The sequence below is a fragment of the Moraxella sp. CTOTU49803 genome, assembly GCF_032097965.1.
In the GTDB taxonomy this organism is placed as follows: domain Bacteria; phylum Pseudomonadota; class Gammaproteobacteria; order Pseudomonadales; family Moraxellaceae; genus Faucicola; species Faucicola tetraodonis.
The window spans coordinates 1-15,043 of the sequence record NZ_DAMCJP010000006.1 but is presented as its reverse complement, the minus strand read 5'-3'; the positions used below and the strand labels follow the sequence as shown (position 1 = coordinate 15,043).

Here is a 15,043-nt window from a genome sequence, read left to right as displayed (position 1 = left end):
TCCAATAGACGGCAGCCAATGCTTGGTATCTACAATTTGACTGAGTTTCTTTAATTTGGCTGGGTTGTCTTGACACTAAGCTATTTGTCTTTAGCCGAACAAGTTACAGGAATAATCTAGATTACCCGTGGCAAAACTTATATAACTACAGAATAGTGAGTGCTATGTTCCATAACAACACGATTGATTAAGGGCATTTTTATGTCAGTTGATTTTTCCAATACATTAATTGTGGCGGTCTCTGCCACGGCATTGTTTGACTTATCGGAGTCTGAGCGGTTTTTTCAACAAGCCTTAACCGAAGATCCAGAAACGGCGATTGATAAATTTCGCAGCTATATGATTGAACGCGAAAATGATCCCTTGCAAACCGGGACGGGTTATCCGCTTATCAAAGCCTTACTCAATCTCAATCAGCATTGTGCAACCGATGACAAGGGCGAGGGCATAGCTGCGCCCATGGTTGAAGTGGTGATTATGTCAAAAAACAGCCCAGATACTGGTATTCAAGTATTAAATGCGCTGCGTAGTCATGGACTACCGATTAGTCGCTCGGCATTTACCTCAGGCGAAGGGGTGGCGGATTATGTGGCAGATTTTAAGGTAGATTTGTTTTTGACCACCAATCATGACGATGCCCAGCAAGTCACCGATGCAGGCGTGTGTGCCTGCGCGATTTTGGATGCGCCGCCCATTGATATGAAAGAGCTAGACACCAATCAACTACGCATTGCATTTGATGGCGATGCCGTGTTATTTGATGAAGCAGGGGAGCTATTGTCGCGCCAGCAAGGACTCAAAGCGTTTCATGATTATGAAGCCAAAATGAGTGATGTGCCGATGAATAAAGGCCCGTATGCGGATTTTTTAATTAAACTCTCTAAACTACAAAAACGCCTGCCTGCTAAAATTAAGCATCCACCGATTCAAATTGCACTGGTGACCGCGCGCAATGCCCCTGCTGATTTGCGCGCGATTAAGACATTACGTGATTGGGGCGTCAATGTGGATTTGGCGTTCTTTTTAGGTGGCTTGGATAAACGCCATGTACTGCAAACCTTTGCTCCGCATATTTTCTTCGATGACTCCATTCATAATTACGAATCTGCTAAAGGCGTAGTACCATCAGGGCTAGTGCCTTATAGTTCAAAATCAAAATTGTATGTCAAACAAGCTGATGCCACGGCAATCCAAAACCTTGTTGAGATTCATCAAGGATAAAATTCATAGGTTTTATAAAAAACCCCATATAAAAAAATACCGCTTATGGTAAGCGGTATTTATTATTGAACATTGGGTTAGTGGTCAGATGCACCTGACGCACCGATACCGGTTAATGAACGTACATACTGTGCATCAAAGCCTTTTCTATCTAACTCAGCGCGTGGTGAGTTGTCAGTGATAGATGCGATCCACGCTAGAATGAAGGTCACAGGCATACTAAATAACGCCACGTTTTTGTATGGGAAAGCGGGTGATTCGTGTTTCATGATATCTACCCAAACCGCAGGTCCTAAGATAATCAGTAACACCGCGACTGCTAAGCCTGCAAACCCACCGATTACCGCACCACGAGTGGTTAGACCACGCCAGAACATCGCTAAGAAAAGAATCGGGAAGTTAGCCGATGCCGCGACCGCAAATACCAAACTTGCAATGAACGCAAGGTTTTGGTTTTCAAAGATAATACCGGTCACGATTGACAATAAACTTAACGCAACCACGGTAATTTTTGATGCACGCATCTCTTCTTCAGGTCTCGCTTGACCTTTTCTGATAACACTAGCATACAAGTCATGGCTAACCGCTGAGGCGCCTGATAACGTTAAACCTGCCACAACCGCTAGTATAGTCGCAAAAGCAACCGCCGAGATAAAGCCTAAGAATAGGTTACCACCCACGGCATGCGACAAGTGAATCGCTGCCATGTTGGCACCACCGATGAGTGCTTGTGAGCTTACGCCATCTTTAACCACTGTCGTGAAATAATCTGGATGTTCGGCTAGGATAACGATGGCACCTAAACCAATAAGAACAATTAAGAAGAATACGTATGAAATGCAACTTGCAGCCACCAACACCGATTTACGCGCAGCTTTGGCATCTGGCACCGTAAAGAAACGCATCAAGACGTGTGGTAAACCTGCTGTACCAAACAATAGACCCAAACCTAATGAGATAGATTCAATGGGATTATTAACCAATTTACCAGGCGATAAAATCGCTTCGTGTTTGCTATGGGCAGCGACAGCTGACTTGAATAAATTTTCAAAACTAAAACCAACATGGTTCATGACCATAAGGGCCATGAAAGTCGCACCCGACATCAATAAAACTGCTTTGATAATCTGCACCCAAGTGGTGGCTAGCATACCGCCAAACAATACGTAAACCATCATTAACACACCAACGATGATGACTGCGTAAATATAATCTAATCCAAATAATAATTGAACCAATTTACCCGCGCCGACCATCTGCGCAACCAAGTATAGCGCAACGACGACCAAGGTACCGGATGCAGCAAAAATACGTACAGGGGTTTGGGAAAAACGATAAGATGCCACATCTGCGAAGGTAAATTTACCCAAGTTACGTAGCCGCTCAGCGATTAAGAATAAAATAATTGGCCAACCAATCAAGAAGGCTAGCGTATAAATCATGCCATCATAACCGACGGTAAAAACCATACTCGATAACCCCAAAAAGGTTACCGCTGACATATAGTCCCCTGCAATAGCAATCCCGTTTTTGGTACCTGAGATACCGCCGCCCGCGGTATAGAAGTCGCTAGCGGTTTTGTTTTGTTTTGATGCCCAGTAAGTAATACCGAGTGTTGCAAAAACGAAAATCAAGAACATGATAATGGCTGAGATATTCAGCGGTTGTTTTTTTACTTCGCCTTCTAGGGCGCCCGCTGCCCATGCTGGCATCTGTGCCATCAGACCCACTAGCGTCAAGCTTACGGCAGTTGAAACCTTGCCGATACGCTTGTGCAAGCCTTTAACAGCCAGGCCGTTATATTGTTGTTGTAACATGCCACCCTCCATGGTGTCAAAAATGATGTCAAAATTGTTATAAAAAGCACAATTTTAAAATTGAAAACCCAACACAATCCCTGTGAGGTTATACTTTACCACTGTTGATATCATCGATTACTTTACGAGTCATCGTGTCAAATTCGCCGTTTGCTTTGCTGACATATATCCAAGTGATGACTGGTACAAAAATCATAATGGCAACAACAATGTAAAAGCCAACAGGGACAGTCGAGCCTGCTGACAGTGGCGCAGCAAACATTTCAGGATCAAAGCCCACGAGTAACAGATAGCCAAACCACACAATTAAAGTAATGATAGAAAAAGTAAGTCCTAGGCTTGTTTTTCTCTTTGCCATGCTTTGGAATTCAGAATGATTAATGATACGCTGAATTTGTGCCTCATCCATGATAACGCTCCTTGTAAATGAATGAAAAAGACAACTCATTGATGATTGACTCACCAATCAGTGTCAAAACTGACAAGGAAGATAGCGATTGGGTGACAATAACAGTAGACAACAATATGGTGAAGCAAGTCCGCTATGCTAAACGTAATAGATTGTCTTAAATGATACAAACAATCTCATCTTCCTGATTAATTACTATTATTAAATGAAAATTGTTAAAAAATCTAGCTATTTTTTCTCTAACTGTAAAAAAATTGTAGAATGTTAGTTGAAAATTAGTGGCGACCCTATCAAAGCACCCAAAATTATTATTAGACATAACTTGATATTGGTAATCGCGACTAATAATCGTTGCACCTAATTATGATTGCATCTAATTATAACTGTAACGCCCAATGACCATTAAAAATTATCAAACTATCGATGATAAATAAATCATTGAGGATAGATTAATCATTGAGCGTACATACCGCCATTCAAACCAAACGGCATTTATTTGCCTCGAGTTTTACACATACCTTCTTTGCAGTCTGCTGCGACTTTACCATAGGCAAGTTGGGTCATCCAGTTGGGTACACGGTTGCGATGTCGCGCAAAAATAGGATAAATCATATCACTGGCTTGTTTCACCACAGGCCATTCAAACATGGTTGCAAATGGCAGTTGTGCGGTTTTGTATAGCAGTCGTACAGCATCCATGCCTTTTTGCATGTTCCCCTGTTTATCTTGAACACACAGATAAGTCATCGCCTCATTTTCGCTAATACCAAATTTGGCAAGTTCGTCCCGTGCGTCATCAATCGGAACGATGCGAATGGCGTCAGGTTTTTTCTCTGCCATATGCAAGGCTTCGGTACGGCAGACAGGGCAGGTATTATCATAGTACATGGTAATCATATTAACAGTCTCCGAAGATTAGCGTTTTAGGGCATCTAATACGGTCAAGTCGTTAAATTTAAAACCTTGATCCAGTAACGCTGTGGGCACAACGCGTTGCCCATCCAACAGTAATGTCGACATTTCACCAAACATGGTCTTGACCACAAAGGCGGGCAGGGTCATCAGGGTAGGGCGGTGCAACCAAGTGCCCATCGCATCGGTAAATGCAGCATTGCTAATAGGCGTTGGATTGGTTAAATTGTAAATTTGCTGAGTGGGCAGAATGTGAGTCAGGTTTTGTTCAATGATAAAAATCACCGCACGCACCCAATCAGTACGGCTAATCCAGCTCATGATTTGCTGACCATTGCCAAGCTTACCACCTGTGCCCATTTTAAATGGGGTAATCAGTCGTCCAACCATACCCCCCTCGGGCGCAATCACCACCCCTGTGCGCACAATCGCAACTGGCACAGCGTCTGTTACGCCATCTGTTGCAGTATCTTGGACAGTCAAAGCTAGCTGCTCCCATGCCTGACAAATTTCGTGAGCGAAATCGGTTTTTGTCACAGGGCTGGTTTCATCAAGCGCGGTTGGGTCGTTTTCCTTTTGGATACCGTACCAACCGATGGCTGAGCCGCTAATCAATAGTTTTGGTTTATTGCCGATTCGCTCAATATAGTCAATTACCGCTTGTGTGGGTTTTAGCCGGCTATCAAACAATTCTTGCTTACGTGCCTCCGTCCAACGGCTGTCGGCAATACCCGCACCTGCTAGATTGATGATGACGTCATACGTCTCATTGGTGCTGGCAAGATCGTCATAGCTAATAACGTCATCTGCCATATTTTTGGTTTTCTCTTTTTCTACAGAACGAGATACCCAAGTGACTGACGCAGTGTCACCTTTTACGCCATGGGTTTTTAACGATTGTGTTAACGCTGTGCCTAAAAATCCTGAACCGCCTGTGATAAGTATTTTCATCATTTCTTTCCTTTTTTCTGTCAAAACTGAAATTTATGGGTAAAAATTTTAGCTTTTTGGCAAAACCAATTTGCCAACGATTACACTACTTAAACAGCCAACTATAAAGCATAACAGGTTAAAACTTTGCCAGTCAGATATGTTGCAGTCATTGTCCCAATCCATCATTTCCCATCATTTCAAAAACTTCTGAATCGTCGCCCCAAGCTTTAGGATACGATTGAGCGTAGTGGACGAAAGTTTTAGCATCTCGTTCGCCCAACTCGTCAGCGTATCGACAAATTGGTGGGTGTCTTTGATACGTTGTTGTATATCTTTGTTTTCTGTGGCAAATTCTGGCTCATTAATTAAATCCGCCAAGAATCCAACCGTCGGCGCAAGCTCTCGGCGATAGCGTTCTTCGACAATCACCTTAGCCAATTCCCACACATCCGTGCCCGTGGTGAAATAATCGCGTCTATCACCGAGCGTATGTACGGTTTGTACTAGATTTAAGCTCTGCAATTCCTTGATACTATTACTCACATTTGAACGCGCCACGCCCAAGGTTTCTTGGATTTCTTCGGCATTCATCGGCTTGCCTGCCAAAAATAACAAGGCATGAATCTGAGCAACGGTACGGTTTACGCCCCATTTATTGCCCATTTCGCCCCAGTGTAAGACAAATTTTTCCATGGTCGATGTGAGTTGCACTTTTTAGCCTTGTGTGTAAGTAAATGGATGTAAATCAATCAATTTTTAATTATTTTGAGCTTTTTATATATTTCTGTCAATACAGAAATTTTGAAAATTGTAAAAATTTTGTGGTTGGGTTTGGATTGTTGACCTTACAAGTCGCGTTTTATTTCCCAAAAAAAAATAATTTCGGTAAGATGAAGTGGTTCATTGTATCTTTTTTTTGATATTTAGTTTTTTGGTATTTATTTCTTTGGTATAAGGATGACCCATGACGGCAACCCAAACACAACAACCCACCTTTCAAAAAGTCACGTATAATGTTGCAGATAGTGTTGCGACGATTACCCTCAATGATCCCGCATCACTCAATGCGCTTAATAGCGTGATGAAATCCGAGCTTTATCAAGCCCTTGACTACGCACAATACGACACAGCCGCCAAAGTGATTGTCATCACAGGCGCGGGCAAGGGATTTTCTAGCGGTGGTGATATTCGCGAGATGCTATCCGGAGCAGATAACCGCGAAAACCTACTGAAAATGTCGCATAGTCTGACCATTGGGATTGCTGACATCACACGCCGTATCCGCAAAATCAGCAAGCCGATTATCGCGCGTATCAATGGCGCGTGTGCGGGCGCAGGCATGAATATCGCGTTAGCGTGTGATTTTCGCGTTGCCAGTGACAATGCTAAATTTTTACAAGCCTTTGTCAATATCGGGCTAGTGCCTGATGGTGGTGGTATTTATCTGTTATCGCAGTTGATTGGTGCCGCCAAAACCACTGAGCTTGTGATGTTGGGTGAGCAAATCACCGCGCAAAAGGCAGAAGATTTGGGACTGGTGAATGCGCTGGTGAGTCAAGATGCGCTTGATGCGGCAGTGAAAAAACTGACCGACCGCCTCACAAGCTTGCCAACCCTAGCACTGGCGGCAATGAAGCAATCGATTAATCAAGTGGCATTTGCAGGATTGGATATCGCGCTAGACCAAGAGGTAATTTACCAAATGCAAATGGCGACCAGTGAAGACTTTAAAGAAGGGATTACCGCCTTTATGCAAAAGCGTCCTGCACAGTTCAAGGGGCGTTAGGCCACTGTCAATGCTGTAGCAAGTTAAAAAATAGCGTCAATCTAGGCGCTGTTTTTTTGGGGCACCATAATGCCCAAACTGGTAGCGGATTTTGTTATCATGGATTTCGCCAACAAAGAAACGATATAAATTGGCATGCAGGTATTTCCAGCCTGTATTAAAATAGCCATCTTGCTGCAAGCGGCGTGGGTCAAAGCGAAAGGTGAGCGGTAGCATCTGATAGCGGGTGATTTTTTTGGCACGATTGACATAGTCACAATCTTCACACAGGGTGATAGACTCATCAAAACCACCCAATTGCTCATGCACAGATTTACTGGAAAAAATACACGCACCGACCGCCGTTGGCGATAAAAATTGGCTAACAAAAATACCCATGTTAAACAGCAGATAACCCACTGTAAACCAAGGCTTTAGGTGGTCAGCATTCATATACACGCCGGCTACTTTCAAGGATTTTTTATCCAATAATTGACTGGCTTTTTTCAAAAAGTCTGCATCCAACCGCACATCGGCATCTAGGAACAGTATTCGTTCATTTTTGGCTAGGCTTGCCCCTGTATTACGACCCAAGCTGACGCCACGTTTTGACATTTTATGTACGCTTATCGCGGGCAACTGGTGGCGAAAACTGGCTGCAATTTGACAGGTGTCATCTTCGCTGTTGGAATCCACCACGATGACTTCAAAATTTTGGTAGCTTTGCTGGGCTAAGTCACGCAAAATATTACCGATACGTTCGGCTTCGTTTAGGGTAATAATCACAATGCTAATTGGCGTCATAAGCTCATTCACAAGGGCAACAATCGTTTAAAACTGCAATTTTTAGCTTTTTTATCATAAATGAACAATATGACGATTTGGTGATTGCCAAAAAAGTTTTGGCTGCTAACCTATGGAATGAGTAATCGAGCTGATGCAGAATTCAATGGGCGATGGCATGGTAACCAGTTAGAAGGAATGAAATATGTGCATTGTAGCGTTGGCTTGGCAGCTGTTTGAGGATAAGCCCTTGGTGCTATTATCCAATCGGGATGAATTTTTGCAGCGTCCTACACGCGCACTGCATGAATGGCAATTGCCGAATGGAAAAAAAATCATCGCGGGGCAAGATGCACAAGCAGGGGGCACTTGGTTGGGTATCGATCCTGTGCATGGGCGCTGGGGGGTGATTTTAAACTACCGAGAGATTATCAAAGATAAGCCTGTCTTTGCCACCTCCCGCGGTCAGTTAATCCTTGATTATTTAAGTGGTGAGTGGTCGCCGCTAGCTTTCGCAAGGCAAGTTGATTTGCCCTGCTACGATGGGTTTAATCTAGTCATCGGCGATCGGCAGCAAGCGGTACTGCTCAATAATAAAGGGTATGGCATCGAGGTATTGGCAAAAGGCTTATACGTGTTATCCAATGGTCAACCAAATACGGCATGGTTTAAAACGGAGAAACTGCGTGGGCGAGTACGACAAGAGTTATTGCCGCTGCTTGCTGGGCATGAGGATTGGCAACCGCTAGCATTTGAGATATTGCAAGACCGTGAACAAGCGCCTATCACCCAGCTACCTGATACAGGTTTAGGTATCGAGAGAGAATTGGCGTTGTCTTCCATCTTTATTCCTGCCAATCGCCTCGATAAGCTGCTAGGGGGTAGCTATGGGACGCGCGTGAGTACCTTGCTCACCATCACTCATACAGGGTTTGATATGCAAGAAAAAAACCTTGAAAATGACACTATCATCCGTATCACGCCCCATGTTAACGCCACATAATCAATGAAAAAAACAGCCGCAAAATCAAAAAATAGACAATAAAATGGGCTATCCATCAACCGTAAGCTTAACCGATATGCCCAAACATCATCATCAGCTCAGTATCGAGCCTATCAAAATCCAATTCGATAGTGTTATCCAAAAAAATCACTTCAATACGGTTATCGGTTTGTGGCTCACAGGCCACCAAATCGAGCGAATCCGGGGTAAAATTCATGGTTTGCCATTGCTCATCATGCGTATGTTTGATATGAACCACCGATTTGATACGTTGCCAGTTGGGCAGTGCCAACAACCATTCCATCAGCACAGTCATATCAATTGTCCAGTCGGCTGACACCCGCCAGCCGATGATTTGATAGCCGTTTTGCACATCATGATAGCGAAATGGCAAGTCATCATTGGCAGCTGTTGGTGATTGGGTCGGGTCGGCTTGGGTGGTGGGTGGAGTAGAGGACTGAGCAAGGCTCGTTAAGCTAATTTGTTGGTAATGGCTACGCTCGGCAAGCACTTGGCTTGATTGCTTGAGCGCTTGTTGCAATTGCCGCAGATTGTCTTCGCTCAGCGTTTGTTCTGCTTGCCAAATCAATTTTGCTTTAGGGTTTAAGCCGTTCATCCATGCGGTCAGTTGGGTTTTTTGGGTGTCATCCAACTCATGAAAACGATTAATCACCACTACATCACAAAACCGCACATGCGCTTGGTAGCCTTCATTGTCACGATAACGGCTATCTTGCCAATGACGCGCATTGACGATACTGATGGCGGATTTTAGCGACAGCGCAGTTTGCCAATGCGGTGCAGATAGCTGTTCAATCAGCTCGCGCGGGTGTGCAAGCCCTGTTGGCTCAATCCATAATCGGTTAGGTCTATACTCAGACGTCAAGCGAGCGAGCGCAATCTGTAGCGGCAGTTGCGAAGTACAGCAGATACAGCCACCAGATACTTGGCGAATCGCTAAATCATGGTCAGCATTACCCGTCAATAGCTTTTCATCAATACCGATTTGACCTGCTTCATTGACCAAAATCGCCCACTTTTCTTGGTGTTGAAAATGCGCGATACAGGCATTGATAAAACTGGTTTTTCCAGAACCTAAAAAGCCCATCACCAGGTGACAGGCTGTATTTACAATCAACGGTTTTATCATAAAAGTTTTTAACTCTGTTAACTTAGCTTTTTTAATTCGCTCTTTTAAATAGGGCTTGTTTAGCTTTCTGCACCATCGGGTACAAACACGTAGCCCACGCCCCAAACGGTTTGGATATAGCGCGCTTGCGAAGGGTTATCTTCGATAAGACGGCGTAAACGCGATACTTGCACATCAATTGAGCGCTCCATTGCGCCCCATTCACGACCGCGTGCCAGATTCATCAGTTTATCACGGGTTAATGGCTCACGGGGATGTTGTACCAAAGCCTTTAATACACTAAATTCACCCGTGGTTAAGGTTACGATGTTACCATCACGTTTTAGGGTACGCGTTGATAAATCTAATGTCCATGAGCCAAATTCGACCACTTCCATTTGCTGACTGGGTGCGCCTGGCAATTCACGCGTTTGCCGACGCAATACGGCTTTAATACGTGCCAATAATTCTTTGGGGTTAAAAGGTTTTGGCAGATAATCATCCGCGCCTGCTTCAAGTCCTGCGATACGATCGGCATCGGAACCTTTAGCGGTCAACATAATAATCGGAATATCGGAGTTTTCTGCGCGTAAGCGATGGCAAATACTGATACCGTCTTCGTTAGGTAGCATCAAATCAAGCACAATCAGCGAAAATAACTCGCGCTGCATCAGTTTGTCCATTTGGCTACCATCATGCGCAGTACGTACAATATAACCATCATCTTCCAAGAAACGTTGCAACAAAGTGCGAAGGCGCGCATCATCGTCAACTACTAAAATGCGCTGATTCATATCGCCTACGGCTGTTTGATTGGGGGTAGATTCTACAGTGGGGTTGATATCATCACTCATTGATTATTTTCCTCATTTTTATCGTCGATATTCCTATCACCAATGTTATTTTCACTCGAATGTTGTTTTCGCTACACAGTTTTTATAAATACCCAATTATTTTTTTATAAAGGCTAAATATTTTCCATTAGCGTGTTGAACTGAACCTTATAATTAATTAGTTAGGACAGGCAATGGTATAAAATATATGGGTATAAAAATTTTTATTAGGGACTGATAAAGGTATTTTGAAACGATTGGTTACAACTTGCAAGCATTATCAATCTTATTATTTAGCCAAATTTGCGTTGTTATGCGGTTATTAAAGCAAAAAAATGTGTCGATTGCTGTAGTGATTTTGCTAAAAATGCGACGTTAGCTTATAGGTTAGTCACTTATTATATAGTCATCAGTTAGCAAAATTTTAGTTTAATAACAGGGGTATCGTTGGCAAGGTAAAAAATCGCTAAAGATTTTTGTTAAAATAGCGTTTACCTATTATCTTTTTGTATTGTTTTGTTATAATGCGTGAACTCTGAAGTTTTGAGTTCATCCTTATAAGTGTTAGGCAAAAATATGACTACAAACGTTACTGCCATTGCGGCTAATCCAGCGGTAGATGTACTCTCTGAGCAAGTCCAGCAAGCCATTTATCAAAAATTAGCTGCCAATCTTGGTATCAAACTCAACCAAATGATGGCATTCGTCAAACTCTATGATGATGGGGCGACGATTCCGTTTATTGCACGCTATCGTAAAGACCAAACCGGCGGGCTCGATGACGTACAGTTGCGTAGTCTGGAAAAATCGCTTAGCTATGAACGAGATATGGCCATTCGCCGCCAAAAAATCATTGAGCTGTTGACCTCACAAAATAAGCTGACCGATGAATTGAGTGAACGCATTAATCAAGCGGCATCCAAACTTGAATTAGAAGACATTTATTTGCCGTATCGTCCGCGCCGCCGCTCACTGGCAACCCAAGCGCGTGAAGCAGGACTTGAGCCGATTGCCTTGGCGGTTTTAAATGAGTCGGTAAGCCCAGCCTCAGCATTATTAGATTACCAAGCGCCAGCGCCTGTACAGAATGACAACGGCGAAGCCGAAGCGTCAATTTTTGAAGATAAAGAAAAACAGCTATCAGGTATCGGTGCCATTATTATCGATGAGTGGACACAGCAGCTTGATCTACTCGACAAACTGCGCGTCGGCTTTGGGAAAATCGCCCAAATTCATAGCCGTTTAGTGGGCGAAGAAAAACGGGAAGTCGGCGAAAAATACAAAGACTATTTTGACCACGCTGAAAGCTTGGCGCGTCTACCCAATCATCGATTATTAGCGATGCTACGCGGTCGCCAAGACAATGTACTGACGATTGCGATTGAAGGCGATGATGCACCGTTTACCCAGCAAATTAATCACGCATTTAACTTAACGGCTGCTGAGCCCACTGACCGTCAACAGTTTTTATTGTCACTGGGCAAAAAACTGTGGTTGGATAAATGGCGCCCGCATATTGAGCATCGTTTGCTCACAGAAAAACGCTTAACGGCTGAATCCGCAGCAATTGACGTGTTTGCAAACAATTTACAGCATCTATTAATGGCAGCCCCAGCGGGTCAAAAAACGATTCTAGGCGTCGATCCGGGTATCCGTCATGGGGTTAAAATGGCTGTGGTTGATAGTCTGGGTCATGTTGCCAAAAATAGCGATGATAGTTTTGCGATTGCAACAGTGTATCCATTTGCCCCAGACAATAAGGTCGATGAAGCCAAACAAACCATTGCCGATTTACTCAAAAATCACCATGTGCATTTAATCGCCATTGGTAATGGTACGGCTAGCCGTGAGACAGATGCTTTAATCAAAGAAATTTTGGCAGAAAACAGCGCTCAAGGAAACGGGGATATCAAAGCCGTGCCTGTGGTGGTCAATGAGTCTGGTGCTTCTGTGTACTCAGCCAGCGAACTGGCGTCGCAAGAATTACAAGAGCTTGATGTATCCATTCGTGGGGCAGTATCGATTGCCCGTCGTTTGCAAGATCCCTTGTCTGAGCTGGTTAAAGTCGATCCCAAAGCCATTGGCGTGGGTCAATATCAGCATGACGTCAACCAAACGCAGCTGGCTGATAGTTTAACCAAAGTCACGCAAGACTGTGTGAATGCGGTGGGCGTAGATGTCAATACCGCAAGTCCTGCGATTTTGTCTTATATCGCAGGTCTCAATGTCAATGTAGCACAGCAAATTGTCAACTACCGCAACGAACACGGCGCATTTGCCAATCGTGAACAGCTCAAAAACGTGCCAAGATTGGGTGCCAAAACTTTCGAACAAGCGGCAGGTTTTTTACGCATTCGTGGCGGTGATGAGCCGTTAGATGCGACAGGGTTACACCCAGAAAACTATGAGATGGTCAAACAATGGCTGGCCTCAACCGACAACAACCTCAACGATGTGCTAGGCGACGAGTCAGCGCTCAACAATCTGACCGATTCACTGGTCGCTGCTGCAAACGATGAGGTTAATGATGCCGAGCAAGCAACGCTGAAAGCCGCTGCCATCAAACAAGAATTAGCCAAACCTGCACACGATCCAAGACCGAGCTTTAAAACAGCGCAGTTCCGTGACGATGTCAATAGCCTCAACGATTTAACCGAAGGCATGACGCTTGAAGGCGTGGTCACCAATGTGACAAGTTTTGGTTGTTTTGTTGATGTTGGCGTACATCAAGATGGCTTGGTACATATCTCAGAGATGGGTAACGAATTTATCGCCGATCCGTTAAATCATGTCAAACCAGGTGATATCGTCACCGTTCGCGTGATTTCAGTGGATGCAGAGCGTAAACGCGTGGGCTTTAGCATGAAGTCAGATACCCCAATGGCAGCCAAACCTGCTGAAAAAGCACCCGCTAGTAAAGCAAAAAATACCAACCAATCAATGGCTGGTACGGCGAAAAAATACGCAGACCCTACCGAGCGCAGCAGCAAATCAGCCAAACATTCGGGCAAACCCCAACGTAGTGACAAAGCCGCTAAACCGCAAAACCAAGGAGCCGACAAACCGCAAAAAATTGGTAGCTTAGGTGCATTGTTGGCGCAAGCAGGTCTAAAAAAATCAACATAAACCCCGCATCATTGGTAAACGTGCATCCAAATGGCTAAATCCATTTAGATGTTGCGATTGGTGATACAAGGTTTCGAGTGAGTGATGGTCAATTTTTTACAAGCATTTTGGCAAGCGACTCGCCCACGCACTTATCCCTTAGCGGTGGCTGGCATCATAGTAGCCAATGCGTTGGCATACTCGCGTATTGGCAGCTTTAACAGCAAAAATTGGCAAATCTTTTTGCTAAGCCTTTGGGTTGCCTTAGGCTTACAGATTTTATCCAATTTAGCCAACGACTATGGCGATGGCATACGGGGTACTGATGCGCATCGACTCGACAGACAGACTGCCCAAGGGATAATCAATCCCAAGACCCTCAAGAAATTAATCATAAGTTGGGCGCTGTTTATTTTTGGCTGCGGTATTGGCTTACTTTGGCTGAGCTTTAACAGTCTGACCGATTTTTTCACCTTCTTAGCATTGGGCATCATCGCGATTATTGCCGCAGTAACCTATACCATGGGTAAAAACCCCTATGGGTACAATGCGAAAGGGGAAATAGCAGTATTTTTATTCTTTGGCTTAGTTAATGTATTAGGGGGCGTTTACCTACAAACACAATTCATCCGCGTGATGGATATTATTGCTGCGGTGGTAATCGGCCTGCTATGCACTTGCGTATTGATGATTAACAATATGCGGGATTTTGACACAGATACAAGCGCTGGAAAAAATACCCTTGCCACCACCTTAGGCAAAGAAAGCATGAGCCACCTATATCGGTTTATGTTGTTGGGTGCTTATTTTTTACTCATTACTTTTGTGACCTTGCGACAAAATTTTTATCTATTAAGTCTATTTGTTCTAATCTCTCCGATTGCCAAACATCTTAAAATGGTTCGCCATTATAGTGATGAAAATATCCCCTCAAACGCACTCGCGCCAGAACTAGCCAAAATTGTCTTAATCACCCTAGCGACCAGTATATTGATGAGTGTAAGTATTCTTATCTTTAACTATAAAAAACTAATTTGAAAATAAATGAAAAAACTTTTCGCAGTGGTATTGACAGGGTAAAAGAAAAGCGTATAATACGCACTCACTGGCAGCGACTACAGCCACAAACTGTA

Annotated in this window: 13 protein-coding genes; 5 read left to right on the top strand and 8 right to left on the bottom strand. The window is 43.9% G+C overall.

The annotated features are described in order from the left end of the window. The first annotated feature begins 201 nt into the window (after nt 1–201). Nucleotides 202–1,221, top strand: coding sequence for a 5'-nucleotidase (locus tag RT422_RS07740; RefSeq protein ID WP_313421890.1), 1,020 nt, complete (start codon nt 202–204; stop codon nt 1,219–1,221). A gap of 77 nt (nt 1,222–1,298) precedes the next feature. Here the strand turns inward: RT422_RS07740 and RT422_RS07735 are convergent, their stop codons facing one another. The 5 genes from RT422_RS07735 to RT422_RS07715 form a co-directional block, all read right to left on the bottom strand. Further along, nucleotides 1,299–2,942, bottom strand: a complete 1,644-nt coding sequence (locus tag RT422_RS07735) for a cation acetate symporter (RefSeq protein WP_219300650.1) — start codon at nt 2,940–2,942, stop codon at nt 1,299–1,301. Nucleotides 2,943–3,126: 184 nt separating this feature from the next. After that, on the bottom strand, nt 3,127–3,447 hold the full coding sequence (locus RT422_RS07730) for a DUF485 domain-containing protein (RefSeq protein ID WP_099807461.1): 321 nt from the start codon (nt 3,445–3,447) through the stop codon (nt 3,127–3,129). A gap of 492 nt (nt 3,448–3,939) precedes the next feature. Further along, nucleotides 3,940–4,344, bottom strand: a complete 405-nt coding sequence (locus tag RT422_RS07725) for a DUF393 domain-containing protein (protein ID WP_313421889.1) — start codon at nt 4,342–4,344, stop codon at nt 3,940–3,942. An 18-nt stretch (nt 4,345–4,362) separates the two neighbouring features. Then, nucleotides 4,363–5,313 (bottom strand): TIGR01777 family oxidoreductase, encoded by a 951-nt coding sequence (locus tag RT422_RS07720; protein ID WP_313421887.1) that lies wholly within the window; start codon nt 5,311–5,313, stop codon nt 4,363–4,365. A 171-nt stretch (nt 5,314–5,484) separates the two neighbouring features. Next, entirely contained in the window at nt 5,485–6,003 is a 519-nt protein-coding gene (locus RT422_RS07715; RefSeq protein ID WP_135889503.1) for a GbsR/MarR family transcriptional regulator, read from the bottom strand. Nucleotides 6,004–6,256: 253 nt separating this feature from the next. Between RT422_RS07715 and RT422_RS07710 the strand changes: the two genes are divergently transcribed. Then, a complete protein-coding gene (locus RT422_RS07710; RefSeq protein ID WP_313421885.1) occupies nt 6,257–7,078 on the top strand; it encodes an enoyl-CoA hydratase in 822 nt (273 codons plus the stop codon). Between the two features lie 36 nt (nt 7,079–7,114). On the opposite strand, the gene RT422_RS07705 is transcribed toward RT422_RS07710, so the two are convergent. Continuing rightward, nucleotides 7,115–7,861: a glycosyltransferase gene (locus tag RT422_RS07705; protein WP_313421883.1), complete on the bottom strand. Its 747-nt coding sequence runs from the start codon at nt 7,859–7,861 to the stop codon at nt 7,115–7,117. Between the two features lie 184 nt (nt 7,862–8,045). On the opposite strand from RT422_RS07705, the gene RT422_RS07700 reads away from it, so the two are divergent. After that, nucleotides 8,046–8,843, top strand: coding sequence for an NRDE family protein (locus RT422_RS07700; RefSeq protein ID WP_313421881.1), 798 nt, complete (start codon nt 8,046–8,048; stop codon nt 8,841–8,843). Between the two features lie 67 nt (nt 8,844–8,910). Here the strand turns inward: RT422_RS07700 and RT422_RS07695 are convergent, their stop codons facing one another. Next, nucleotides 8,911–9,981 carry a GTP-binding protein gene (locus tag RT422_RS07695; protein ID WP_313421880.1) on the bottom strand — a complete coding sequence of 357 codons (1,071 nt, stop codon included), beginning with the start codon at nt 9,979–9,981 and terminating at the stop codon, nt 8,911–8,913. A 71-nt stretch (nt 9,982–10,052) separates the two neighbouring features. Further along, a complete protein-coding gene (gene ompR / locus RT422_RS07690) occupies nt 10,053–10,826 on the bottom strand; it encodes a two-component system response regulator OmpR (RefSeq protein ID WP_313421878.1) in 774 nt (257 codons plus the stop codon). Between the two features lie 555 nt (nt 10,827–11,381). On the opposite strand from ompR, the gene RT422_RS07685 reads away from it, so the two are divergent. After that, complete coding sequence (locus RT422_RS07685; protein WP_313421877.1) at nt 11,382–13,931, top strand: helix-hairpin-helix domain-containing protein; 2,550 nt, start codon at nt 11,382–11,384, stop codon at nt 13,929–13,931. A gap of 84 nt (nt 13,932–14,015) precedes the next feature. Beyond that, the gene (gene menA / locus RT422_RS07680) at nt 14,016–14,948 is read left to right on the top strand and encodes a 1,4-dihydroxy-2-naphthoate octaprenyltransferase (protein WP_313421876.1); all 933 of its coding nucleotides are present in this window, start codon (nt 14,016–14,018) and stop codon (nt 14,946–14,948) included. The last annotated feature ends 95 nt before the right edge of the window (nt 14,949–15,043 follow it).